Origin of the sequence: Dechloromonas denitrificans (genome assembly GCF_020510665.1) — a bacterium.
Classification (GTDB): domain Bacteria; phylum Pseudomonadota; class Gammaproteobacteria; order Burkholderiales; family Rhodocyclaceae; genus Azonexus; species Azonexus denitrificans_B.
This window is the reverse complement of record NZ_CP075187.1, coordinates 1,811,879-1,832,838: the sequence shown is the minus strand read 5'-3', so window position 1 is coordinate 1,832,838 and position 20,960 is coordinate 1,811,879. Positions and strand designations below refer to the sequence as shown.

Below are 20,960 nucleotides of genomic sequence, written 5' to 3'. Positions count from 1 at the left end.
TCATCACTGGAGCCTGGTGGTTTCATGAGTGGTCAGGAACTAAAATGAGCAAAAAAATCAGTAGTGCAGAATATCCGTTAGAAAAAATATTCAGTTCGGAGTTCTCTTTCAACATCCCCTGCTATCAGCCGCTCTATACCTGGGATGAGGGAAAGGTATCCCGGCTATTTGACGATCTTTATGATGCCTTTCTACGTGGGCAGGAAGATATCTATTTTTTGGGCAGCATTGTGCTGATCAAATCGGATTGGTACCCCGATGCCGATGTGCTTGATGGTCAACAACGATTAACCACCCTGACTATCTTTCTAGCCGTTCTGGCTGAAGAATTTTCGGGCGAACAGCATGCTGAATTTCAGAATTACATCTGCCAACCAGCCTGCGCTAGCCAAGTACCTAAGCCACGCCTTCGGTTACAAGAGCATGATCGTTCATTCTTTGCCGATCATGTTCAGGCTGCCCAACTCGATCTTCTCCTGAGTTATACCCCGGCAGATCTCAAGAGTGAATCCAGAATCAATATTCAGGGCTGCGCAAGAGTGTTGAGGGAAAGGCTCAGAAAGTCCTTCGGGAATGACGCCGATAAGCTTTGGGCCTTCGGCTCGTTTCTGATGAAACGTTGCTTCCTGATCGTAATGTCCACACCAACCTTGAAATCTTCTATTTCCATTTTGGCAGTACAGAATAGCCGCAGGCGTGACTATTTTCCGACCCAAATTATCGAATCAGCAATGGCCCCGACAAACCAGATCGTTATAAAGCTCATCTACGATGGCGCGTCGAGTTCGCTATGAGTAAAGAGTGAATGCAAACCCGCCTTACTGAAAACCTCTATGCAGCATTCCCGCAGTTATATCGTGGCCGCCACAAGCCACCATCTGAAAGCTCTATGTGCTGGGGCTTCGAGTGTGGCGACGGCTGGTATCAGGTGTTGTATGACTTGAGCCAAGAACTCAGCAATTATCAGGCAGCGCATCCCACCCTGAATCTCGAGGTCGTTCAGGTCAAGTCAAAATTCGGTATCCTGCGCGTTCATCTGAACTACCGAGATGCAAATACTGAGAAGTTGATTGAACTTGCCCAACAGAGGGCCGGTGCCACTTGCGAACTTACCGGTAACGCCAGTGAATTTTGTGTGCACTGTCAATCAACCGGGAGCGCTGGCGGCAGGAATACTCTTCGTTGAGTTAGCCTCAATGTTTTCAGGAAATACCGGGTAGAGCCAAGTCCTCATTTCATCTCGTTCGGGATCGCAAATGCGTTCCCCTGAGATACTTACGAGTGCAGATCCAAGCGGCATGCCGGGAGTTGGTTGTATTAACCCGGCAAATTGATAGGGCGTTTGTGTTATGATATTGACATGAACAAAGAAGATGCCCGCAAGCTCAAGCCAGAGCAACAGAAGGAGAAGCGCAAGATAGCGCTTCGGATGCGAATGAACGGACGCGAATTTGCCGAAATTGGAGAAACGGTCGGGGTGCATCCCCGTACGGTCCAATACTGGTGGTCGCGTTATCAGGCAGAAGGTCTCAAGTCGGCGGTAGAGGGTGGCAAGCGTGGCACCGAGGTGGGCGAGCGACGCACGCTGAGTGTGGAACAGGAGTGGGTGGTACAGCAGTTGATCAGTGAGAAGATGCCTGACCAACTCAAGCTGTCATTTGCGCTGTGGACACGAGCCGCCGTTCAGGAGTTGATCTATCGTCGTTTCAAGGTCGACATGCCGATTCGGACGGTGGGTGAGTATCTCAAGCGCTGGGGTTTTACGCCGCAGAAGCCACTGAAGAAGGCGTACGAGCAGAAACCTGAATTGGTGGATGCCTGGCTCAAGGAGAGCTACCCAGGCATTGCGCAGCGCGCCAAGGAAGAAGGGGCAGAGATTCACTGGGGCGATGAAACGGGCATCCGTAGCGATTGCCAGCACGGTCGAAGCTATGCGCCGGCAGGGAAGACGCCTGTTCAACGAATGCCCGGGAGTCGATTCGCCACGAACATGATCTCGACGGTCACCAATCAGGGGAAAGTTCGCTTCATGCTCTACCAGGAAACGATGACGGCCCCGGTGCTGATTCGATTCCTGGCACGCCTGGTTCGGGAGGCCGGGCGCAAGGTGTTTTTGATTCTGGACAACCTGCGAGTGCATCACAGCAACAAGGTTCGGGACTGGCTGAAAAAGCACAGCGAACACATTGAGGTGTTCTTTTTGCCCGCCTATTCTCCAGAACTCAATCCGGACGAATATCTTAACTGTGACTTGAAGGCATTGGTTCATGGTGGGAAACCAGCCAAGAATCGGGATGAACTGGAATCAAAGGTGCGAGGCGCAATGATGAAAATACAGAATCGTCCAAAACGGGTTATGTCCTATTTTAGACATCGGAAAATCCAATATGCTGCCTAATGAACCTATTGGATTGCCGGGTTAATAATTGAACATCCGTAATGGAGTGTGCAGTTGTTGCTCAATCGCCTCCAACCCTATGGCCGAGGATCGGGCCGAGCGGCGGGTGTTTAATTTGTTACCTGCCGTTCGCGCTACTCGATTTTTTGGGGGTACTGCGGCCGCTCCTGGCCGGTAGTGTGAGTCCGCCAATGGCCGCTTTGCGGTAAGCCAGTTTGAAAAGTTGAGATTTGGCTGAATGGCTGCTTCGGAGAAGCTCGACTGGCCGGATTGGGCACACTGCAGCCATTCTGCGCGGGCTGGTCAATCCAACAACCGGCGTTCTCTCCAGCTCTCGCAACGTGATCTCTGGTTTGCTCGCTTGGCTGACTGGAAAAATTGTGCGGGAGTCTGGCTACATGGTCGAATCCCTTGCCGCAATTCAGGCGCTTGAAGCATTGCATCCTGAAACCGTGGCGTGGTGGAAGCAAAATACGCTTCACCTTGTCCGGACAGGGAAGTACTTCGTGTTTCAACAAGGCGGCGGTCATGTCATCGAGTAATGCCTTGCTGTGGCGGCCTGGCCTGGTCAATTCGGGCGCATAGCTTACTTGCAATGAAGGCTGTATAAATATACAGTTATCCGGTGTGCTTTCTTGCACGCCAAACCAACTCTAGGATTCTTCGCATGCTCGACCACATGACATTTCGCGTGACTGATATTTCCCGGGCCAAGGCGTTTTACAGCGCGGCCTTGGCTCCTCTGGGCTACAGCGTATGCTTCGAAGGAAATTACGGCTCAAACATGGTGGGGCTGGCCTATCCGGATTCATCCGAGCCTGATGGCAAGAAGGCGGATGTGTGGTTTATCGACGGGCCTTCACCGTACGGTGGCCCGGCTGCAACATCCGGTTGCCACCTTGCGTGGCGTGCAAAAAATCGGGCACAGGTCGATGCCTTTTACGCTGCGGCCATAGCCGCCGGTGGAAAAGATAATGGCGCGCCAGGTCTGCGTCCTGACTATCATGCAAACTACTATGGTGCGTTTGTCATCGATCCAGAGGGCAACAACATTGAAGCGGTTTGCCATTTGCCCGAGTAATTAACACACAGGGCGTCTTTGCCCTGGTGTGTTGATATTTCCGGGTCTATTCACTATTTCCTTTTTCGAAAGTCCGGAATGAAGGTTGAACATCGAATTGCAATCGCCGCATCGCCCGAAACGATCTTCCGGGTATATGAAGATGTCCGGAACTGGCACAGCTGGGACCCTGACACGAAGCAGGCGTCTATTGACGGGCCATTTCGCGTTGGTACTACGGGTCGTATCACGCCGCCAAAGGGCATGACAGTTCCTATGCTTCTGACCGAGGTGGAGCCTGCCAAATGCTTTACGGTCGAATCGAAAATCCCGCTGTTTCGGATGCTGTTCGAGCATGAGCTTGTACCCGTGGACGGTGTCACCGAGGTCGTTCACCGGGTTACTTTTTCGGGTCTCCTGTCCTTCGTTCTGGGCCCGATGTTGTCCAGGCAGTTGAACTCAGGTCTTCCTGTCACGTTGAGCAGGTTGAAGGCTCTTGCTGAAGGTGCCGGGACGGTCTGAGGCGATCGGCGATTTTGACTAATCAGTTGATGGCTTGCTGGGGCATGGCGAATTACGCCTGTTGCTGTAAGGCGCGCTGCCTTAGTAGGCGATCTTGATCGAAATCCGGTTTTCACCTGGTTTGAGATCGAACGCACTCTCAGAAAACTTGGGTGGCCCCATGACGACCGGATTGTTCGACAAGCCGTAACCCTCTGTCGGAAACATGCCGAAGCGAAGATTGAGCTTCTGGTCATTATTGGCGTCATGATAAACCATCATCGCATAGCGGCCCGGGGCCAGGCCATCGAGGTTGAGCGTGATGTTTCCTGCACGAGCGGGCAGGGAGACGATTTTCAATGCCTTATCTTCCTTCCTGAAGCTCTCCGGGTCGCTGTAGATGGAAGCACGAATCTGGCCGCTGTCATCACGCACATTCTCCAGCTCGACGACCAGTTTGCCGCTATCGGCAATCGCGTTTCCGGTGCCCAGCAGGCAGGCCAGCAAAAACGCCCGGATCGGCCAGCGTGATGACGCAGTTGTGGTATTTCCTGTTTTCATTTCAGCTTGTTCCATGTTCATCAGAGGCAATGATCCGGCGTGTATCGGAGAGAGGTCGAGGCTGTGGAGGTCTTTGCTCTCGCTTGAATAGCGCGAGCATACCCAAGATCTTGGCGAAGCAGTTTGCTTCCAGTGGTCATGCGTGCGCCTGGCATCAAGGCGAATTTGCCCCGGTTTTGATCCCGTCGGGCAAATCGACCAGAACGACCTTTTCTTGCGCCGGATGGGTTTGGGCAAATTGCCGGATGCGTTCGATGCGCGCTTCGGTGCCGGGATGGGTGTTGAACAGGGCGGGGCTGCTGGCGCTCGCTTCTTGTCTGGCAATTTTTTCGAAGAAGCTTGTCGCACCCTCGACGTGGCCGTAAAGCCGATAGAGTGCTTCAAGCGCGTCGGCATCGGCTTCTTCTTCCTGCCCGCGACTGAAGGAGAGAACGGGCAACATGCCGAGGCCGCCGACCCATTGCTCCATCAGGCCATCGCCCAGCCCGGAGAGACTGCTCAGGGTCATCGCGACGGCGAAGCCGCGGCCGATGGCGACAATCGGGTGGCGGTTGCGGACGTGAGCAATTTCGTGGGCAACGACCATGGCCAGCGCATTCTCATCCGGCAGGCTGTCGATCAGCCCCTGAAACACGATGATGTGGCCGCCCAGTGTTGCCATTGCATTGACTGTGTCGGATGAGGCGTAATGCACCGTGATATTCATGCCGGCCGGCAGGTTCATGACAGCGCCAAGGCGGTCGGCCAGGTTTTGCAGATAGGTTTGCCGTTGCTGGTCGAGCTGGTTGCCGGCAGTTGTCGGCCACCGGGTGGCCAGGCTTTCGGCCAGGGCCTTTTCCTCGGTGAACGGAATGTGCCGGGCAAATTGGCCGGCCAGCAGCGAGACGACCAGTGTGACGACGAGAATCAGCCCCGATATGCCGGCGACCAGAAGCGCAAACTCTCGCAGTGGATGGCTGGGTGAAACGTTGATCCCTTCCGGGACGGGGCGATTCTCGTAATCGGCCATGGATTTAGCGCGGGGTGACTGCCGTGCCGTAGGCGACGACCTCGACCGCACCGATGCCTTGTGCCGCATTTTTGCTGATCGATGCGGTTTCGAGACGAATGTTCCAGACGCTGGTCGCACCGCGCGCCCGGGCTTCGGCTTTCATGCGCAGGATGGCTTCGCGTCGGGCCCGTTCGAGCAAGGACTCGTAAGCGCTGACCCGGCCGCCGATGAAGTTGCGCAGGTTGGCGACGAAACGCTTGAAAAAATCGACCGAGATGACGACGCTGCCGGAAACCAGGGCGGCATCGATTGGCCCTTGCTCGGGGATTTTTCTCTCGCTGAAGCAGAGAATGTCGCGCAGTTCCTGCTCTCTCTGAATGATGCTGCGAAAGTGGCGTTTTTCGGCGATCTGTCCGAAGACAAAGCCGAGCAGCAGCATGACGCCAAATAGAATCAGATCGTACATCGCTTAATCCACCACGACGGCCGTGCCGTAGGCGAACAATTCGGCAGCACCGACGGCAACGGAAGAAGTTGAAAAGCGGACATTGACCACGGCATTGGCACCGATGGCTGTGGCTTGGGCCAGCATGCGCTCAATGGCTTCTTCACGCGATTCAGTGAGTAGTTCGGTGTAGCCCTTCAATTCGCCGCCGAAAATGTTTTTCAGGCCGGCCATCAGGTCGCGTCCAGCGTGTTTCGAGCGAACGGTGTTGCCGCTGACCATGCCGAGGTGTTTGATGATGTTTTTGCCGGGAACGGTTTCGATATTGGTGACGATCATGGAGAGGCCTTTTAACTTTGAGTGTAAGAGTGATGATGCGTGCTGACCGCACATCGCTGGCTATTTTATGCCCCTGGTGTTATTTGAAAAGCATTTTTGTCTACGGAGGCTCAGGTCCCGCAGAAAGTCTGATAAGCAGCGGTGACTTCGGCCGGAGCCGGTTCGGCATAAAGTGCGTCAGCCGGGCGTTCGTCGAATGGTTCGGCCAGTACGCCGAGCAGGCGCTCAAAAGGCGCGAGGTCGCCACGGTCGACGGCTGCTTCGAGGGCATTTTCAACCAGATGGTTGCGGGCGATATAGCAGGGGTTGGCGCGCTGCATGATGGCCAGTTGCGCCGGGCTGCGTTGCGCCAGGCGGTTCAGCCAGCGAGCCTGCCATTCGGTGTAGCGGGGGTTCTGGCCGAGCAGTTGCTTGATCGCCGCATCGCTGCCGTTGGCGGCGTCAAACAGGGCGCGGAACGCGTTGGTGAAATCGGCTTGCTGTTGTTGCAGCAGTTCGAGGAAATCGCTTGCCAGCGCACGGTCGACTGCGGCATCGCCTTCGGCGTCCAGGCCGAGCTTGTCGCGCATGACGGCAAGCCAATGCCGGGCGTGCCGCTCGGGGAAGGCTTCGATCTCAGCGACGGCCAGGCGCATGGCTTGTTCTTCGTCCGGATCGATCAGCGGCAGCAGGCATTCAGCCAGCCGGGCGAGGTTCCACTGCGCGATGTCGGCTTGCTGGTCGTAGGCGTAGCGGCCGTGGCGGTCAATCGAACTGAACACGGTGCCCGGGTTGTAGGCTTCCATGAAGGCGCAAGGGCCGTAGTCGATGGTTTCGCCGGAGAGAGTCATATTGTCGGTATTCATCACGCCATGAATGAAGCCGACACCGAGCCAGCGGGCGACCAGTTCAGCCTGGCGTTCGGTGACAGCTTCGAGCAGCCCGAGATAGGGGCGCTCTGTGCCGGCCAGCTGTGGGTCGTGGCGCTCGATGACATAGTCGGCCAGTTGCCGGACTTTTTCCGGGCCGTGGTGAGCGGCGAAGAATTCGAAGGTGCCAACCCGCACATGGCTGGCGGCAACACGGGTAAGCAGGGCGCCGGGCAGGGCGCGTTCGCGGCGCACCATGTCGCCTGTCGCGACGACAGCCAGCGCCCGCGTGGTCGGGATGCCAAGGGCGGCCATCGCTTCGCCGACGATGTATTCACGCAGCGCCGGTCCGAGTGCGCATTTGCCGTCACCGCTGCGCGAAAACGGGGTGCGGCCCGATCCCTTGAAGGCAATGTCGCGGCGCTTGCCGTGGCGGTCGATCACTTCACCCAGCAGCAAGGCGCGCCCGTCGCCGAGGCGAGGTGAAAAGCCGCCGAATTGGTGGCCGGCATAAGCCTGCGCCAGGGGATCGGCTCCGGCGGGCAGCAGGTTGCCGGCGAGCACGGCAACGCCTTGTGGGCTGGCCAGTTGGTCGGCGTCGGCCCGCAGTTCTTTAGCCAGTTGCCGATTGAGGCGTATCAATTGTGGCTTTGGGGCTGTTTCCGGAAGGCAGCGACGATAGAAGCCGTCGAGCTGACGGGCGTAGCTGTTGTCGAAATCGAACAGGGTGGGGCTGCCGGGGGCGTTGTGGATGGACATGTTTTTTTCGGGGCTAGGCTGGTCAGGCATGCGGCGCCAGCCGGGGGGCGGGCAGCCGATGGGCGTCGGATTCGACTGGCGCCACCGGCGATGGTTCCGGAAATCCGCGCGGGTGCAGGTTTTAGCGGCAGCGCCCGCCGTGCATCCGGCTGAATCCAAGGCCGCTGCTGTCGCTGCTGCCGGGCTGGATGCAGATGGTGACGCCGAGCGAACGGGCAGCTTTGTCGATGTCCGGCGGGAAGGGCGAAAACGGCACCGAGCGCTCGATGACCGACTTGATGTAGGCAATTTCATCGGCCTGATCGCCGGCATTGAGTACGACGAAGGATTTCAGCGAGCCGTCCGGATTGAGCCTGAATTGCACCGAGGCCGGGCGTATGCCCTTGCTGCGCGGATCGTTGCGGACATAGGCGGCGCTGCGGTTGAGGCGGCGCACCAGGCCATCCATATACATTTCCAGGCTGAAAGGATCGGCCGGCGGACCGTTCGGTCGACGTTCCAGCATGGCTTCGCCGGCCTCATCCTGCGCCGCCAGTTGGCGAGCCTGCTCACGGGCCATGGCCAGCGAGCGCTGGGCCAGCGTGGGTTTGGGGGCGGCTCTGGCTTGCTGGTCTATTTCGTTGAGAAAGCTGTCCATCTCCGCTTTTTGGGCAGCAGTCCAGGTCGGTGCCGTGGGGTTGCCTGGCTTGTTGGTGCTCAGGACACGGGGGCGCGGCGTGTTTTTACTATTTTTGGCCGGTGTTGCCGCTTTCTTTTCAGGAGGTGCGGCACTTGTTTCGCTGGCGGTCGGTTGGGCTGGCGGCGCCAGGCTGGCTTCCAGACGCAATGCGCCGACCGGACTGCTGGGCGGGGCGGTGTGGACTGCGAACAAAAGCAGCAAGTGAATCACCAGGGAAACGGCGAATGCCCGGTGAAGGGCGCGCTGTTCGGGTGATATATCGGAAATCGGCATCGGCGGGATTTTAAGCGCAGCAGGGCGGGCTGATGCACCGGGAAATCGGTGGCTCAAGGTAAATAATCGAAAATGTTGCTCGGATCGCGTGACAAATCCGGTTCGCACTTGCCAGCCGAAGCGCGGCTACTCCAGCCTCAGGTATAATGCCGGCCTTCCCGCCTAACACTGAAATCACTCTCAATGGCCGACATTCTTTGCCTCAAGGGCGACGCCGCCTTTTCCGCCTTCCGTCTGCAACGCCTGCAAGCCCGCCTGGTCGCGGCGGTGTCTGACATCGAATCGGTCGTCGCCGATTACTGGCACGTTTCTGCCCTCAAGCGTGCGTTGACCGCGGAAGAGCGCGCCAAGCTGGCGACGCTGCTGGAAGAGAAGGCCGCCACTGCTGAGTCTGGCGAACTGTTCCTCGTTGCACCGCGTATCGGCACCATTTCGCCGTGGTCGTCCAAGGCCACCGACATCGCCTGGAATTGCGACCTCGATGCCATCGAGCGTATCGAGCGCGTTGTCGCCTTCCATGTGGTTTTGCAGAAAAACCGGGCGTTGACCGCAGCAGAGAAGAAAATCGTTGCTGGCCTGCTGCACGACCGGATGACCGATTCCGTGCTGCCCGGTTTCGCCGCCGCCGGCGAACTGTTCCGCCATTTCGAGCCGAAGCCGCTCAATACCGTCGACGTGCTGGCCGGCGGCAAAACCGCGCTGGTTGAAGCCAACGGTTCGCTCGGCCTGGCGCTGTCCGACGACGAAATCGATTACCTGCTCGACGTGTTCACCAAGGCCGGCCGCAACCCGACCGACGTCGAACTGATGATGTTCGCCCAGGCCAATTCCGAACACTGCCGCCACAAGATCTTCAACGCCTCCTGGGTGATCGACGGCGAGAAGAAGGACAAGACCCTGTTCGGCATGATCCGCGAAACCCATGCCGCCGCGCCGCAAGGCACGATCATGGCCTACGCCGACAACGCCTCGATCATCGAAGGCGCGACCATCCAGCGTTTCTACCCGGATGCCGACCGCGGCTACAGCTACAAGGAAGAGCTGACCCACATCCTGACCAAGGTCGAGACGCACAACCACCCAACGGCGATTTCCCCGTTCCCCGGCGCTTCGACCGGTTCCGGCGGCGAAATCCGTGACGAAGGCGCCACCGGCAAGGGTTCCAAGCCGAAGGCTGGCCTCTGCGGTTTCTCGGTCTCCAACCTGAACCTGCCCGATGCGCCGCAGCCGTGGGAAAAGGCCTATGGCCGCCCGTCGCGCATCGCCTCGGCCCTCGACATCATGCTCGAAGGCCCGATTGGCGCGGCAGCGTTCAACAATGAATTCGGCCGCCCGAACCTGACCGGCTATTTCCGTACCTACGAGCAGGATGTCGCCGGCACCGTGCGCGGCTACCACAAGCCGATCATGATTGCCGGTGGTCTCGGTTCCATCCAGGCCGAGCAGTCGTTCAAAGACGAAACTTTCCCGGTCGGTACCAAGTTCGTGCAACTCGGCGGCCCCGGCATGCTGATCGGTCTCGGTGGTGGCGCTGCCTCGTCGATGACGGCCGGCTCCAATGCCGAAGATCTCGACTTCGCTTCTGTGCAGCGTGGCAACCCGGAAATCCAGCGCCGTGCGCAGGAAGTCATCGACCGTTGCTGGCAGATGGGCAAGAACAATCCCATCCTGTCGGTGCACGACGTCGGTGCCGGCGGCGTTTCCAACGCCCTGCCGGAACTCGCCCATTCGGGCGGTGTCGGCGCCGTGTTCGATCTGCGCAAGGTGCCGACTGAAGAGCCGGGCATGTCGCCGGCCGAAATCTGGTCCAACGAATCGCAAGAACGTTACGTGCTGGCCATCCCGCCCAACCGCATCGCAGAATTTCAGGCCATGTGCGAGCGCGAGCGCTGCCCGTTTGCCGTGGTCGGCGAAGCCACTGGCGACGGCCACCTGACCGTGACCGACGACCATTTCGGCGTCAATCCGGTCGACATGGAAATGGAAGCCCTTTTGGGCAAGCCGCCGCGCATGACGCGCGACGTGACGCACCAGCCGGAAACCTTCGTCTCTTTCGACGCCGCCTCTATCGAACTCAAGGATGCCGCCTATCGCCTGATGCGTCTGCCGACCATCGCCGACAAGACCTTCCTGATCACCATCGGCGACCGTTCGGTCGGCGGCATGACGGCGCGTGATCAGATGGTCGGCCCGTGGCAGGTGCCGGTGGCCGACGTCGCCGTCACGACGATGGGTTACCAGGGTTACCTCGGCGAAGCTTTCGCCATGGGCGAGCGCACGCCGTTGGCTGTCTTCGATGCCCCGGCTTCCGGCCGCATGGCCATCGGCGAAGCGCTGACCAACCTGGCCGCCGCCGATGTCGGCGAACTCGGCAAGGTCAAGCTGTCGGCCAACTGGATGGCGCCCTGCGGCGTGCCGGGCGAAGATGCCCGCCTGTTCGACACCGTCGAGGCCGTCGCCGAGCTGTGCAAGGCGATCGGCGTGTCGATCCCGGTCGGCAAGGATTCGCTGTCGATGCGCACGGCCTGGGAAGAGGGCGGCGAGAAGAAGCAGGTGGTATCGCCCTTGTCGCTGGTCGTCACTTCGTTCGCCGCGGTCGACGACGTGCGTAAGACCAAAACCCCGCAACTGGCCGTCGGCCAGGAAGAAACCGAACTGCTGCTGCTCGATCTGGGCAAAAGGCGCCTCGGCGGCTCGGCGCTGGCCCAGGTGTATAACGCCACCGGCAGCGAGGCGCCGGACGTCGACGATCCGGCCCAGTTGAAAGGCCTGTTCGACGCCGTGCAGAAACTCAACCGCGACGGCCTGCTGCTCGCCTACCACGACCGTTCCGACGGCGGCCTGTTCGTCGCCGCCTGCGAAATGGCATTCGCCACGCGCCGCGGCGTGTCGCTCGATCTCGACGGCATCTGCTACGACGCCGGTGCCGGCGATGTCGATGGTTCCGAGAAACTGACCAACCTGCTGGCCGGCCGCGATTTCGAAAACATCGTGCGTGCGCTGTTCAACGAGGAACTCGGCGCGCTGATCCAGATCCGCCGCGCCGACCGCGAACAGGTCACGCCGATCCTGCGCGCCTGCGGCGTGCCCTACCATTTCATCGGCACGATGAACGAATGGGACGAAATCCGCGTCACCCGCAACGCCAAGCGCGTGCTGCGTGAAAAGCGCGTCGACCTGCAACGTGCCTGGTCCGAGACCAGCTACCAGATGCAGGCCATGCGCGACAATCCGAGCTGCGCCCAGCAGGAATTCGACCGCATCCTCGATGTCACCGACCCCGGCCTGACGCCGAAGCTGACTTTCGATCCGCAGGAAGATTTCACCCAGGTCTATCAGGACATCAGCGGTCGCCCGCGCGTCGCCATCCTGCGCGAGCAGGGCGTCAACAGCCATTACGAAATGGCCGCCGCCTTCGATCGCGCCGGCTTTGCTTCGGTCGACGTCCATATGAGCGACATTCTGGCCGGTCGCGTCAGCCTCAAGGACTTCAAGGGTCTGGTCGCCTGCGGTGGCTTCTCGTATGGCGACGTGCTCGGTGCCGGCCTCGGCTGGGCGCGGACCATCCTGATGCATGACGGCTGCCGCGAGGAATTCGCAGCTTTCTTCAATCGCAAGGACACCTTTGCTCTCGGCGTCTGCAATGGCTGCCAGATGATGAGCGCCCTCAAATCCATTATTCCGGGCGCCGAAAACTGGCCGGCCTTCCGCCGCAACAAGGTTGAGCAGTTCGAAGCACGTTTCGTGATGACCGAAATCCTCGATTCGCCGTCGATCTTCTTCGCCGGCATGGAAGGCTCGCAAGTGCCTATCGTCGTTTCGCACGGCGAGGGCCGTGCCGTCTTCGATAACGCCGACGACCAGAGCAAGGTGCTGTCGGCCGTGCGCTACGTCGACAACAAGGGCGAACCGACCGAAGTCTATCCGTACAACCCGAACGGTTCGCCGAACGGTCTGACCGCGGTGACCACGGCTGACGGCCGCTTCACAATCATGATGCCGCACCCGGAGCGCGTTTTCCGCACCGTGCAGATGTCCTGGCACCCAGAGAACTGGGGCGAAGATTCGCCGTGGCTGCGCATGTTCCGCAACGCACGGCGCTGGGTCGGTTAAGTCATTCGGACCTGAAACGAAAAAGGAACGCCGCGGCGTTCCTTTTTTATTGCCTGGAGATTGGTTGGCTCAAGTGTCCAGTGAAATTTCACCGATCATGAAAGTTACGGCCGATCCGGCCAGGATGACGCGGTCTACAACGATTTCGCAGTCGATATCACCCCCTCGCTGCGACAGTTGTCGGGCGCGCAGCCTGGTTTTATTGAGCTTTTCCGCCCAGTAGGGGGCCAGGGTGCAGTGGGCCGAGCCGGTGACCGGGTCTTCCGGAATGCCCAGTTTCGGCGCAAAAAAACGGCTGACAAAATCATGTTCTTCACCGCGGGCGGTCACAATGATGCCGCGCTTGTCGAGTTGGCCGAGCAGGTTCTGATTGGGCTGCAGGCGGCGGAGATCGGCTTCGCTGTCGAGTACGACCAGGTAGTCGTCAGCAACCAGCAGCGCCTCTATCGGCAAGCCTATTGCCTTTTGCAGCAAGGCCGGAACGGCGCAGGGAAGGGCTTTGATCGCCGGAAAATTCATCTGTAGCTGGTCATTTTTCCGTTCGATACCGAGTTGCCCGCTACGTGTTTCAAAAGTGATGACCGGTTTGTCGTAGCCGAGGTGTTCGAACAGCACATGGGCTGAAGCCAGCGTTGCGTGGCCGCAAAGATCGACCTCGGCAAGTGGGGTGAACCAGCGCAAGGAAAAATGATCGCCGGTCGACACAAAGAAAGCCGTTTCCGAAAGGTTGTTTTCTGCGGCGATGGCCTGCATCAAGCCATCGTCGAGCCAGCTGTCGAGTGGGCAGACCGCAGCCGGGTTGCCTTCAAAACGACGGCAGGCGAAGGCGTCTACCTGAAATTGGCGGATTTTCATCGATCAGTCCTGTCTTTCAGCTTTGGGATAGTTGGAGGCTGACCGGTCGGGCCGTTTGATCACGACGGTCAAAACTGGCCGCAATCCACCTGGGCCAAGTAAAGCGACGGGGAGGCGCGATCATTATTCTTCCGTCGCCGATGCTTTCAATCAGTGCCAGCCCGTTCGCTACGATGGTGTGCTTTTGACCGGGGCGAAGGAAAGTGTCTCCGGCTTCACCATCGACGGTTATCCAGATAGTGCCGGCAGTGCACATGATGGTCAGGCCACGGGCCTCTTCGATGCGTATCGGCTTGTTGTCGGCGAGATAAAGTTCGCCTGAGCAGAAATTGATTTTCATGATTTTCTCCGTGTTGACCGTGACGGAAAGTGTAGTTCCCTGCCGTTGAGTGATACAGTTCCAATAAACTGAAATTGTGACCAATACAGTGTCTGATTTTTATAACTGTGCTGGCCTTTGATCACGACAACTGTATTGCTCATGCTGAATACCGAACCTTTGCTTTACGAAAAACTCGCTGCCGAACTGGGTGGCATGATCGCTGGCGGTGTGTTGCGCCAAGGGGAGCGCTTGCCTTCGGTGCGCTGTCTTGCCAAAGAGCGCCGTCTTTCGGTGTCGACCGTGGTACAGGCATTCCGGCAGCTTGAAGATCGTGGATTGGTCGAGGCACGGCCGCAGTCGGGGTATTTCGTGCGTCGATCGATGGTGCTTCGTTCCGAGCCATTGCCCCGCGCCACGCCGGACGAGCCGGTGCCGGTCGATGTCTCGCAACGTCTGGTCAGCGTCTTGAACGACGCGATGAAGCCGGGCATGACGCCATTTTCAGCCGCTTTGCCGGCTGCCGAGCTATTGCCGGTGGCCGCATTGCAGCGACTTTATGCCGGTGTGGCGCGGCGCCACCCCAAGTTGCTTGAAGGCGGAAGCCATTTCAACATGAACGAGCCGGCGCTGGTCCGCCAGCTGGTTCGCCGCTCGCTGGCCTGGGGCGGGCCGCTGGCGGCCGAGGAAATCGTCATTACCAATTCGTGTACCGAGGCGCTTGGGTTGTGCTTGCGCGCAGTTACCAAGCCGGGCGATACGGTCGCCGTCGAATCACCGGCTTATTACCTGATGCTGCAACTGATCGAAACCTTGGGCTTGAAGGCATTGGAAATTCCGACCGATCCGCGCGATGGCATGTCGGTTGAAGCGCTCGACATGGCCTCACGTAATGGGCAGATTGCAGCTTGCCTGCTGGTGCCGAATGCCAGCAATCCGCTGGGCAGCATGATGCCCGACGAGAAAAAGCGTCAATTGGCAACGTTGACCGCGGCACGCGGCATTGCGGTGATCGAGGACGATATTTATGGTGACCTGTATTTTGGCAAGCAGCGTCCCTGGCCGATCAAGGCATTCGACAAGACCGGCAACGTGATGCTTTGCTCGTCATTCTCCAAATGTCTTTCACCTGCCTTGCGTATCGGTTTCGTTGCCGCCGGACGTTATCGAGCGGCGATTGCCCTGCAAAAGGCAATTACCAGCGGCGGAACCAACCCGATTACCCAGAACGTGCTGGCCGAGTATCTTGAATCAGGTTCTTACGAACGTCATTTGCGTAATTTGCGGCGTATTTATGAGCGGCAGGTGGAGAGCATGCGCGCGGCAGTCAGTCGCTATTTTCCGGCAGAAACGCGGATTTCACAGCCGCAGGGGGCTTTTGTGCTGTGGGTCGAATTGCCTGAGGAAATCGACACCAGCGAAGTGTACGAACGGGCGATCCGGGACAATCTGGTCTACGTGCCGGGGGAGTTGTTCTCGGCCAGCGGCATGTATCGCAACTGTTTGCGGCTCAATTGCGGCAACCCGCATACCCCTGAAATCGACGATGCGGTTCGTCGTCTGGGTGCCTTGATGACAAAGCCTTGATTACATCAAATTGAGCCGGTGGAAACTACGGTATCATTGGCGTTTGGCTAAGACTGGCCGGCATTGTCAGTTGCAGGCCGACAGGTGTTCGCTTCCTAAATCGTATCCGAAGGGTTTTTCCTCTCATGTTTGACGCAGTCCGGAATAACAAGAAGATCGTCCAGATATTTCTGGCTCTGATTACGCTGCCATTTGCCTTTTTTGGCGTCGAATCCTATGTGCGCAGTGTTGGCGCAGGGGACGATGTTGCCAAGGTTGGCGATAGCGCGATTACCCAGCAGCATTTCCAGCAAGCCCTGCGCGATCAGCAAGAGCGTCTGCGTGCCCAAATGGGCGGGCAGGTCGATCCCAAGATGCTCGACAACCCGCAGGCTCGCAAAGCCATTATCGATGATCTGGTGGATCAGCGCCTGCTGATGCTGGAAGCCAATAAGAAGCGCATGTTCGTCAGCGACGAGGCCATTCGCCGTACGGTCGGCGGAATCGATGCCTTCAAGGTCGATGGCAAGTTTTCGAGCGAACGCTATGAAGCCGTCTTGCGCGGACAGGGGATGACGCCGGCCAGTTTCGAGGCCCAGTTGCGCCAGGACCTGACGCTGCAACAACTGGCAGGGGCTGTTGCCCAGTCCGGTGTGAGGCCGCACAGCCTTACGGATCGCATTCTGGCTTTGCAGACGGAAAAGCGTGAAGTCATGGAATATCGTTTTGCCCTGGATGCCTATCTGTCCAAGGTCAAGCTGAGCGACGATGCCGTCAAGAAATTCTATGACGAGAATGCCCGTCAGTTCCAGATGCCGGAACAAGCCAAGGCCGAATTCGTCGTCCTGTCGATGGATACGATTGGCAGCCAGCTCGCTGTGACGGATGCCGAAATCAAGGCTTGGTACGATGGCCACAAGGATCGTTTCCTGCAGGCCGAAGAGCGTCGTGCCAGCCACATTCTGCTGGCAAGCGACAAGCACGGCAAAGACAAGGCCAAGACCAAGGCAGAAGAGTTGCTCAAGGAAATCCAGAAAACTCCTGCCGCTTTCGCTGATCTGGCCAAAAAGAATTCGGATGATCCGGGTTCTGCCAGCAAGGGCGGCGATCTCGGATTTTTCGGGCGCGGCATGATGGTCAAGCCTTTTGAGGATGCCGCTTTCAGCCAGAAAGAAGGCGATATTTCCGGTGTGGTTGAGTCCGATTTTGGCTTCCACATCATCAAGGTGACCGGTATTCACGCCGCCAAGGAAAAGCCGCTGGCCGAGGTTAGGGCCGAGATCGAAGGCGAGCTGAAGAAAACGGCAGCCTCGCGTAAATTTGCCGAAGCGGCCGAAGCGTTCAGCAATATGGTTTATGAGCAGTCGGACAGCCTGAAGCCGGTGGCCGAGAAATTCAAACTGAGCATCAAGCAGTCCGACTGGATTGGTCGCCAGGCTAACCCTGCCAATGGCCCGCTCGGTAATGAAAAATTGCTGGCTGCCTTGTTCTCCGACGATTCAGTCAAAAACAAGCGCAATACGGAAACGGTCGAGACGGCAGCCAACACCCTGGTTGCTGCACGTATCGTCGATTACAAACCGTCTGCCCTGCAGCCTTTTGATAGCGTCAAGGGCAATATCGAAAGTTTGCTCAAGCGTCAGGAGGCACAGACTCTGGCACGCAAGGATGGCGAGGAGCGTCTTGAGGCCCTGAAGAAGGGCGAGGACAAGCTGAGCTGGGGGGCTGCGAAATCGGTTTCGCGTATGGATGCACGACTTGTTCCGCCGGTTGCTGCACCCGCTATTTTTAAGATTGATACCAGCAAGCTGCCGGCCTATACCGGCGTTGATTTGCCGGGTGTGGGTTATGCCCTGTACAAGCTGACCAAGCTGGATGCCGGCGACAAGCTTGATGAGGCACGCAAGCAGGCGCTGGTACGTCAACTCGACAATCTCCATTCGCAGGAAGATGTTCAGGTGTTTCTTGCTGCATTGCGGACTCGCTACAAGGTTGAAATCAACCAGTCCGTACTGGAAGCAAAAGAGAAATAAGAGCAAACACTCTACAAAACGGGCCTTTGGCCCGTCAGACTGCTGACGAACCCCCGATTTTTCGGGGGTTTTGTTTTTCTGGTTGGAAATCAGGGAGACTCCTGGCTTCAAGCCGAAGCGAGGCGGATTCTGAAATTCAGGTTAGGAACCCCGATCTGCCAAAGATGGCGGGCGAATGGGGCGGCAAAACGGGTTCGTGCGAGGATTTTGGCCAATAAGGCTGCCGCCTTGCGGGCCAGCAGCAGGGCCATCTTCTTCATGTTCTGACAGGCCGCCGAGAGCAGGCACTGCGCCTGCACCTTGGCCAAGCCACGGAAGCGAGCGTAACGGTGGCCATGCAACTCCTTGGCATCGGCAAAGCTGCGCTCCACTGTTTCCTTGCGCCGGGCGTACAGCCGTTTGCCCAGGTCGCTCAGGCGATTGGCGTTGATCGCTTCCTTGAAACCTTCCCAGAGATGCCGGGTCACGAGCTTCTGATGGTTCCGGCTCTGCGTGCATTGCCCGCGCACGCCGCAATCGGCACACCGCGCCGGGTTCGAGGCGTATTCGCGATAACCCAGCCGGTTGGTCGTCCGGTACGGTAGAACCTCCCCGGCCGGGCAGCGGTAGCAGTCCTGGACCGCATCGTAGAGATAGTCCCGTTTGTAGAAATAGCCATCGCGGTGTGTGGGTCGCTTGTAGCCCATCACCCCGAACAGTGCCCGCTCGAGAATGCCCTTGCAGACTTGCGGGGTGAAATACCCGGCATCCAGCCCGACGGCGCCCACGGCCAGATCAAAGCGCTCCATGACCCGATCCAGGCGGGCAAGGTAGGGCTGGCTGTCATGGACATTGCCCGGCGTGACATGGGTATCGACGATCAAAGCATGCACGCCATCGACAGTCCGGTGATCCAGATAGAAGAAGCCGGTCGGCTTGTTGTCGCGGGCCATGAAACCTGCGTCGGGATCGACCGTGCTGACCTTGACCTCCTTCATCGGCGGTGTCGAATCATCGTCATCACGCTTGAGCGGCTTCTTGCCCGCGGCGGCTCGGTCCGTTTCGATGGCTGCATCCAGTTCGGCCAGGTAGGCCGCAGGGGTTTGCTCGACCTGATGCACCTCAAAATGCCGTTTGTTGGCATTCGCCTTCAGATGCGTGCTGTCCGTGTAAAGCACCCGCCCGCCAATCAGCTTATGCTCAATGGCTTGCTCGACAATCCCGTCGAAGATGCGTTGCTCAATGTCCGTCCCGACAAAGCGGCGACGGCGATTCTGCGACAGCGTCGAGGCATCCGGCACTTTGTCCGTCAGTCGAAAGCCGAGAAACCAGCGGTAAGCCACATTGACCTCTATTTCCTTCACCAGCCGTCGCTCGGAGCGAATCCCAAACAAGTAGCCAATGAACAACATCTTGAACAACACCACCGGATCAATCGCGGGTCGGCCATTGTTCTCGCAATACAGGTGCTGGGTCGCTTCACGAATGAAATCAAACCGGATGTGCTGGTCGAGCAGCCGGAGCAAGTGGTCTTTCGGGACCAATTGCTCCAACGTCACCATCTCCAGTTCCATCTGGGCAGGGTAGGCAGGCTTGAGCATGCCTGCATTATAAAAAATAAAGCCCCCAATCGCTTGGAGGCTTTGTCAGCAGTCTGACGGGCCTTTGGCCCGTTTTTTTTGTTCTGAATGCTAATCGCTGGAATTTATTGTGTGCCCCCCGGTCTGAAACGGGCGATCATGTTTTTCAACCGAGATAAAGGAATCCTGATGTCTAATACCGTAACGCTTGGCGGCAATCCGATTGAAGTGACTGGCTCTTTTCCTGCAAAGGGTGAGCAGGCTCCGGTTTTCTCTCTTGTTGCCAAGGATTTGTCGGATCTGAGCCTGGCTGCCTTGGCCGGCAAGCGCAAAATACTGAATATCTTTCCGAGTGTTGATACGCCGACCTGTGCAACGTCGGTACGAAAATTCAACCAGTCGGCCAGCAATCTGGCGAATACTGTCGTCCTTTGCATTTCTGCCGATCTGCCATTTGCCCAGAGCCGTTTTTGCGGTACCGAGGGCCTGGCTAATGTCCAGACGCTGTCAACCATGCGCGGTGCCGATTTTCTTGCGGCCTACGGTGTAGCAATTACAACCGGGCCGTTGGCAGGCCTGGCTGCGCGCGCCGTCGTTGTTCTCGATGAAAACAATCGTGTCTTGCACAGCGAGCTGGTCAGCGAAATAAAGAGCGAGCCGGATTACGACGCTGCATTGAATGCGCTTGCCTGATTGAGGGCTATGCTTTGGATAAACGGGCCCGAGTGGCCCGTTTTTATTTTGTTTCCGGCTTCCAGTAATTTAGGGCGAGATCGATGAAGCGTTGTGCCAGAGGGGTTGGCGTGCGTGCGGTGACCAGTGCGCTGGCTGCATCTGCATCTTCGTCGGTGAGTTGAATACAGGTCAGGCCAGGGATTTTTTGGCGTGTCATTCCTTCGGGGATGACCGCAATCCCAAAACCTGCTGCAACCAGAGCAAGCATCGAGGTTTTTCTTGAAATAACGGCGGCTAGCTGCGGAACAAATCCGCGGGCCAGGCAGAGATCGGTGACTCGTCGCGCCAAGCCACCACGCTCGCGGTGGACGGCTGATACAAAGCGAAAATCGGCGAGCTGCTGCAAGGTCGTGGTTTTACTTCCGGCCAGTTGATGGTTTTCAGGCACCGCAACCCAGAGGCGTTCAGTTGGCAGTGGAATGATTCGGACATCGGGGTCACGCCGTAGCACCGGTAAGCGAATCACGCCGGCATCAGCCTTGCCCTGAGCTATTTCACTGATTTGCAACTCGGATGAAATTCGATCCAGATCAATTCGTGCTCGTGCTGCCTCTCCGGTAAATTGGTGAATTACCGGGAGTAATGAATCCATCGGGATTGAGCTTGAGTGAAGGAGACGTAGAGCACCGGATTGCCCCTGGTCGAGTTGCTGGCCTTCTTCGATGGCGGAGGCGATGGTTTTTTCGAGGCTGGAAAAGCGTTCGTAGAGCAGGGCACCGGAGGGTGTCAGGCTGACACCACGCGGTTCTCGCTTGAAGAGCAGAAAGCCGACAGTTTCTTCAAGCAGGGCAATTTGGCGGCTGAGTGCCGGCTGGGCAACAAATAGTGTGTTTGCAGCTGACGTAAAACTGCCGAGTTCGGCGACAGTCAGGAAGTAGCGAATCTGGCGTTGGCTTGGCATGCTTTTTATGTATGGCAAGTTAATT

Annotated in this window: 20 protein-coding genes; 10 read left to right on the top strand and 10 right to left on the bottom strand. The window is 58.0% G+C overall.

Annotated features, from left to right (window positions below; all coding sequences use genetic code 11):
- Window positions 1-44: 44 nt before the first annotated feature.
- The 6 genes from KI614_RS08610 (at window position 45) to KI614_RS08585 (ending at window position 3,980) form a co-directional block, all read left to right on the top strand.
- Window positions 45-794 (top strand): DUF262 domain-containing protein, encoded by a 750-nt coding sequence (locus KI614_RS08610; protein ID WP_226404632.1) that lies wholly within the window; start codon window positions 45-47, stop codon window positions 792-794.
- Between the two features lie 11 nt (window positions 795-805).
- A complete protein-coding gene (locus KI614_RS08605; RefSeq protein ID WP_226404630.1) occupies window positions 806-1,186 on the top strand; it encodes a hypothetical protein in 381 nt (126 codons plus the stop codon).
- A 174-nt stretch (window positions 1,187-1,360) separates the two neighbouring features.
- Window positions 1,361-2,398: an IS630 family transposase gene (locus tag KI614_RS08600; RefSeq protein ID WP_226404628.1), complete on the top strand. Its 1,038-nt coding sequence runs from the start codon at window positions 1,361-1,363 to the stop codon at window positions 2,396-2,398.
- A gap of 230 nt (window positions 2,399-2,628) precedes the next feature.
- Window positions 2,629-2,940, top strand: a complete 312-nt coding sequence (locus KI614_RS08595) for a hypothetical protein (RefSeq protein ID WP_226404625.1) — start codon at window positions 2,629-2,631, stop codon at window positions 2,938-2,940.
- A gap of 125 nt (window positions 2,941-3,065) precedes the next feature.
- The gene (locus tag KI614_RS08590) at window positions 3,066-3,479 is read left to right on the top strand and encodes a VOC family protein (protein WP_226404623.1); all 414 of its coding nucleotides are present in this window, start codon (window positions 3,066-3,068) and stop codon (window positions 3,477-3,479) included.
- 78 nt (window positions 3,480-3,557) lie between these two features.
- The gene (locus tag KI614_RS08585; RefSeq protein ID WP_226404621.1) at window positions 3,558-3,980 is read left to right on the top strand and encodes an SRPBCC family protein; all 423 of its coding nucleotides are present in this window, start codon (window positions 3,558-3,560) and stop codon (window positions 3,978-3,980) included.
- Between the two features lie 81 nt (window positions 3,981-4,061).
- Here KI614_RS08585 and KI614_RS08580 read toward each other — a convergent pair whose 3' ends face one another.
- From KI614_RS08580 to KI614_RS08555, 6 genes are all read right to left on the bottom strand, one after another.
- Window positions 4,062-4,541, bottom strand: coding sequence for a DUF2141 domain-containing protein (locus KI614_RS08580; RefSeq protein ID WP_226404619.1), 480 nt, complete (start codon window positions 4,539-4,541; stop codon window positions 4,062-4,064).
- A gap of 133 nt (window positions 4,542-4,674) precedes the next feature.
- Window positions 4,675-5,529, bottom strand: coding sequence for a M48 family metallopeptidase (locus tag KI614_RS08575; RefSeq protein WP_226404617.1), 855 nt, complete (start codon window positions 5,527-5,529; stop codon window positions 4,675-4,677).
- Window positions 5,530-5,533: 4 nt separating this feature from the next.
- On the bottom strand, window positions 5,534-5,977 hold the full coding sequence (locus KI614_RS08570) for a YbjQ family protein (protein WP_226404615.1): 444 nt from the start codon (window positions 5,975-5,977) through the stop codon (window positions 5,534-5,536).
- A gap of 3 nt (window positions 5,978-5,980) precedes the next feature.
- On the bottom strand, window positions 5,981-6,295 hold the full coding sequence (locus tag KI614_RS08565) for a YbjQ family protein (protein ID WP_226404612.1): 315 nt from the start codon (window positions 6,293-6,295) through the stop codon (window positions 5,981-5,983).
- Window positions 6,296-6,405: 110 nt separating this feature from the next.
- Window positions 6,406-7,902, bottom strand: a complete 1,497-nt coding sequence (locus KI614_RS08560; RefSeq protein WP_226404610.1) for a protein adenylyltransferase SelO — start codon at window positions 7,900-7,902, stop codon at window positions 6,406-6,408.
- 121 nt (window positions 7,903-8,023) lie between these two features.
- Window positions 8,024-8,791 carry a hypothetical protein gene (locus KI614_RS08555; protein ID WP_226409285.1) on the bottom strand — a complete coding sequence of 256 codons (768 nt, stop codon included), beginning with the start codon at window positions 8,789-8,791 and terminating at the stop codon, window positions 8,024-8,026.
- A 246-nt stretch (window positions 8,792-9,037) separates the two neighbouring features.
- Here KI614_RS08555 and purL point away from each other — a divergent pair, with 246 nt between their 5' ends.
- Window positions 9,038-12,967, top strand: a complete 3,930-nt coding sequence (purL, locus tag KI614_RS08550) for a phosphoribosylformylglycinamidine synthase (RefSeq protein WP_226404607.1) — start codon at window positions 9,038-9,040, stop codon at window positions 12,965-12,967.
- Between the two features lie 69 nt (window positions 12,968-13,036).
- Here the strand turns inward: purL and KI614_RS08545 are convergent, their stop codons facing one another.
- Together KI614_RS08545 and KI614_RS08540 are read right to left on the bottom strand one after the other, a co-directional pair.
- Window positions 13,037-13,822 (bottom strand): PhzF family phenazine biosynthesis protein, encoded by a 786-nt coding sequence (locus KI614_RS08545; protein WP_226404605.1) that lies wholly within the window; start codon window positions 13,820-13,822, stop codon window positions 13,037-13,039.
- 16 nt (window positions 13,823-13,838) lie between these two features.
- The gene (locus tag KI614_RS08540; protein ID WP_226404603.1) at window positions 13,839-14,162 is read right to left on the bottom strand and encodes a DUF2917 domain-containing protein; all 324 of its coding nucleotides are present in this window, start codon (window positions 14,160-14,162) and stop codon (window positions 13,839-13,841) included.
- Between the two features lie 141 nt (window positions 14,163-14,303).
- Between KI614_RS08540 and KI614_RS08535 the strand changes: the two genes are divergently transcribed.
- Together KI614_RS08535 and KI614_RS08530 are read left to right on the top strand one after the other, a co-directional pair.
- Window positions 14,304-15,728, top strand: coding sequence for a PLP-dependent aminotransferase family protein (locus KI614_RS08535; RefSeq protein WP_226404600.1), 1,425 nt, complete (start codon window positions 14,304-14,306; stop codon window positions 15,726-15,728).
- 125 nt (window positions 15,729-15,853) lie between these two features.
- Complete coding sequence (locus KI614_RS08530) at window positions 15,854-17,740, top strand: SurA N-terminal domain-containing protein (RefSeq protein WP_226404598.1); 1,887 nt, start codon at window positions 15,854-15,856, stop codon at window positions 17,738-17,740.
- 107 nt (window positions 17,741-17,847) lie between these two features.
- Here KI614_RS08530 and KI614_RS08525 read toward each other — a convergent pair whose 3' ends face one another.
- On the bottom strand, window positions 17,848-19,320 hold the full coding sequence (locus tag KI614_RS08525; RefSeq protein WP_226404595.1) for an IS1182 family transposase: 1,473 nt from the start codon (window positions 19,318-19,320) through the stop codon (window positions 17,848-17,850).
- Window positions 19,321-19,488: 168 nt separating this feature from the next.
- Here KI614_RS08525 and tpx point away from each other — a divergent pair, with 168 nt between their 5' ends.
- Window positions 19,489-19,992, top strand: a complete 504-nt coding sequence (gene tpx / locus KI614_RS08520) for a thiol peroxidase (RefSeq protein WP_226404593.1) — start codon at window positions 19,489-19,491, stop codon at window positions 19,990-19,992.
- 43 nt (window positions 19,993-20,035) lie between these two features.
- On the opposite strand, the gene KI614_RS08515 is transcribed toward tpx, so the two are convergent.
- On the bottom strand, window positions 20,036-20,935 hold the full coding sequence (locus KI614_RS08515) for a LysR family transcriptional regulator (RefSeq protein WP_226404591.1): 900 nt from the start codon (window positions 20,933-20,935) through the stop codon (window positions 20,036-20,038).
- Between the last annotated feature and the right edge of the window lie 25 nt (window positions 20,936-20,960).

Excerpts from the sequence above, each read along its gene's own strand:
- KI614_RS08610 (WP_226404632.1), top strand. The coding sequence starts at position 45 with ATGAGCAAAAAAATCAGTAGTGCAGAATATCCGTTAGAAAAAATATTC.
- KI614_RS08605 (WP_226404630.1), top strand. The coding sequence starts at position 806 with ATGCAAACCCGCCTTACTGAAAACCTCTATGCAGCATTCCCGCAGTTA.
- KI614_RS08600 (WP_226404628.1), top strand. The coding sequence starts at position 1,361 with ATGAACAAAGAAGATGCCCGCAAGCTCAAGCCAGAGCAACAGAAGGAG.
- KI614_RS08590 (WP_226404623.1), top strand. The coding sequence starts at position 3,066 with ATGCTCGACCACATGACATTTCGCGTGACTGATATTTCCCGGGCCAAG.
- KI614_RS08585 (WP_226404621.1), top strand. The coding sequence starts at position 3,558 with ATGAAGGTTGAACATCGAATTGCAATCGCCGCATCGCCCGAAACGATC.
- KI614_RS08580 (WP_226404619.1), bottom strand. The coding sequence starts at position 4,541 with ATGAACATGGAACAAGCTGAAATGAAAACAGGAAATACCACAACTGCG.
- KI614_RS08575 (WP_226404617.1), bottom strand. The coding sequence starts at position 5,529 with ATGGCCGATTACGAGAATCGCCCCGTCCCGGAAGGGATCAACGTTTCA.
- KI614_RS08570 (WP_226404615.1), bottom strand. The coding sequence starts at position 5,977 with ATGTACGATCTGATTCTATTTGGCGTCATGCTGCTGCTCGGCTTTGTC.
- KI614_RS08565 (WP_226404612.1), bottom strand. The coding sequence starts at position 6,295 with ATGATCGTCACCAATATCGAAACCGTTCCCGGCAAAAACATCATCAAA.
- KI614_RS08560 (WP_226404610.1), bottom strand. The coding sequence starts at position 7,902 with ATGTCCATCCACAACGCCCCCGGCAGCCCCACCCTGTTCGATTTCGAC.
- purL (WP_226404607.1), top strand. The coding sequence starts at position 9,038 with ATGGCCGACATTCTTTGCCTCAAGGGCGACGCCGCCTTTTCCGCCTTC.
- KI614_RS08545 (WP_226404605.1), bottom strand. The coding sequence starts at position 13,822 with ATGAAAATCCGCCAATTTCAGGTAGACGCCTTCGCCTGCCGTCGTTTT.
- KI614_RS08540 (WP_226404603.1), bottom strand. The coding sequence starts at position 14,162 with ATGAAAATCAATTTCTGCTCAGGCGAACTTTATCTCGCCGACAACAAG.
- KI614_RS08535 (WP_226404600.1), top strand. The coding sequence starts at position 14,304 with ATGCTGAATACCGAACCTTTGCTTTACGAAAAACTCGCTGCCGAACTG.
- KI614_RS08530 (WP_226404598.1), top strand. The coding sequence starts at position 15,854 with ATGTTTGACGCAGTCCGGAATAACAAGAAGATCGTCCAGATATTTCTG.
- KI614_RS08525 (WP_226404595.1), bottom strand. The coding sequence starts at position 19,320 with ATGCTCAAGCCTGCCTACCCTGCCCAGATGGAACTGGAGATGGTGACG.
- tpx (WP_226404593.1), top strand. The coding sequence starts at position 19,489 with ATGTCTAATACCGTAACGCTTGGCGGCAATCCGATTGAAGTGACTGGC.
- KI614_RS08515 (WP_226404591.1), bottom strand. The coding sequence starts at position 20,935 with ATGCCAAGCCAACGCCAGATTCGCTACTTCCTGACTGTCGCCGAACTC.